The organism is Streptomyces sp. SID13726, from assembly GCF_010548375.1.
Taxonomy (GTDB): Bacteria; Actinomycetota; Actinomycetes; order Streptomycetales; family Streptomycetaceae; genus Streptomyces.
The window spans coordinates 1-2,500 of sequence record NZ_JAAGLY010000053.1 but is presented as its reverse complement, the minus strand read 5'-3'; the positions used below and the strand labels follow the sequence as shown (position 1 = coordinate 2,500).

Here is a 2,500-nt window from a genome sequence, read left to right as displayed (position 1 = left end):
TTTTGAAGAATGAGCCTGCGAGTTTGCGGTGTGTTGCGAGGTTAACCCGGGTGGGGTAGCCGTAGCGAAAGCGAGTCCGAACAGGGCGATTTTAGTAGCACGCTCAAGACCCGAAGCGGAGTGATCTAGCCATGGGCAGGTTGAAGCGGAGGTAAGACTTCGTGGAGGACCGAACCCACCAGGGTTGAAAACCTGGGGGATGACCTGTGGTTAGGGGTGAAAGGCCAATCAAACTCCGTGATAGCTGGTTCTCCCCGAAATGCATTTAGGTGCAGCGTCGTGTGTTTCTTGCCGGAGGTAGAGCACTGGATAGGCGATGGGCCCTACCGGGTTACTGACCTTAGCCAAACTCCGAATGCCGGTAAGTGAGAGCGCGGCAGTGAGACTGTGGGGGATAAGCTCCATGGTCGAGAGGGAAACAGCCCAGAGCATCGACTAAGGCCCCTAAGCGTACGCTAAGTGGGAAAGGATGTGGAGTCGCAGAGACAACCAGGAGGTTGGCTTAGAAGCAGCCACCCTTGAAAGAGTGCGTAATAGCTCACTGGTCTAGTGATTCCGCGCCGACAATGTAGCGGGGCTCAAGCGTACCGCCGAAGTCGTGTCATTCATACAAGAGGGCCAACGCCTGTATGGATGGGTAGGGGAGCGTCGTGTGCCGGGTGAAGCTGCGCCGGAAGGCAGTGGTGGACGGTTCACGAGTGAGAATGCAGGCATGAGTAGCGATACACACGTGGGAAACGTGTGCGCCGATTGACTAAGGGTTCCTGGGTCAAGCTGATCTGCCCAGGGTAAGTCGGGACCTAAGGCGAGGCCGACAGGCGTAGTCGATGGATAACCGGTTGATATTCCGGTACCCGCTGTGAAGCGTCAAACATCGAACCAGGCGATGCTAAGTCCGTGAAGCCGCCCCGGAGCCTTCGGGCAAGGGGGAGTGGTGGAGCCGACGGACCAGACTTGTAGTAGGTGAGTGATGGGGTGACGCAGGAAGGTAGTCCAGCCCGGGCGGTGGTTGTCCCGGGGTAAGGGTGTAGCCCGAGTGGTAGGTAAATCCGCCGCTCATTGAGGGTGAGACCTGATGCCGAGCCGATTGTGGTGAAGTGGATGATCCTATGCTGTCGAGAAAAGCCTCTAGCGAGTTTCATGGCGGCCCGTACCCTAAACCGACTCAGGTGGTCAGGTAGAGAATACCGAGGCGTTCGGGTGAACTATGGTTAAGGAACTCGGCAAAATGCCCCCGTAACTTCGGGAGAAGGGGGGCCATCACCGGTGATCACTCTTGCAGTGTGAGCTGGGGGTGGCCGCAGAGACCAGCGAGAAGCGACTGTTTACTAAAAACACAGGTCCGTGCGAAGCCGTAAGGCGATGTATACGGACTGACGCCTGCCCGGTGCTGGAACGTTAAGGGGACCGGTTAGTCACATTTCGGTGTGGCGAAGCTGAGAACTTAAGCGCCAGTAAACGGCGGTGGTAACTATAACCATCCTAAGGTAGCGAAATTCCTTGTCGGGTAAGTTCCGACCTGCACGAATGGCGTAACGACTTCTCGACTGTCTCAACCATAGGCCCGGTGAAATTGCACTACGAGTAAAGATGCTCGTTTCGCGCAGCAGGACGGAAAGACCCCGGGACCTTTACTACAGTTTGATATTGGTGTTCGGTTCGGCTTGTGTAGGATAGCTGGGAGACTGTGAACTCCGGACGCCAGTTCGGGGGGAGTCGTCGTTGAAATACCAGTCTGGTCGTGCTGGATGTCTAACCTGGGTCCGTGATCCGGATCAGGGACAGTGTCTGATGGGTAGTTTAACTGGGGCGGTTGCCTCCTAAAGAGTAACGGAGGCGCCCAAAGGTTCCCTCAGCCTGGTTGGCAATCAGGTGTTGAGTGTAAGTGCACAAGGGAGCTTGACTGTGAGACCGACGGGTCGAGCAGGGACGAAAGTCGGGACTAGTGATCCGGCGGTGGCTTGTGGAAGCGCCGTCGCTCAACGGATAAAAGGTACCCCGGGGATAACAGGCTGATCTTCCCCAAGAGTCCATATCGACGGGATGGTTTGGCACCTCGATGTCGGCTCGTCGCATCCTGGGGCTGGAGTCGGTCCCAAGGGTTGGGCTGTTCGCCCATTAAAGCGGTACGCGAGCTGGGTTTAGAACGTCGTGAGACAGTTCGGTCCCTATCCGCTGCGCGCGTAGGAATATTGAGAAGGGCTGTCCCTAGTACGAGAGGACCGGGACGGACGAACCTCTGGTGTGCCAGTTGTTCTGCCAAGGGCATGGCTGGTTGGCTACGTTCGGGAGGGATAACCGCTGAAAGCATCTAAGCGGGAAGCCTGCTTCGAGATGAGTGTTCCCACCTCCTTTGAGGGGTTAAGGCTCCCAGTAGACGACTGGGTTGATAGGCCGGATCTGGAAGCCCTGTAAGGGGTGGAGGTGACCGGTACTAATAGGCCGAGGGCTTGTCCATATTTGCTCGCGTCCACTGTGTTAGTTCTGAGGCAACGACCGT

At 56.8% G+C, this 2,500-nt stretch carries 1 rRNA gene (cut by a window edge); it reads left to right on the top strand.

Going from position 1 to position 2,500, the window contains the following annotated elements:
• Positions 1-2,458, top strand: a 23S ribosomal RNA gene (locus G3I78_RS46255); it begins 667 nt to the left of the window's first position.
• Positions 2,459-2,500 lie beyond the last annotated feature (42 nt).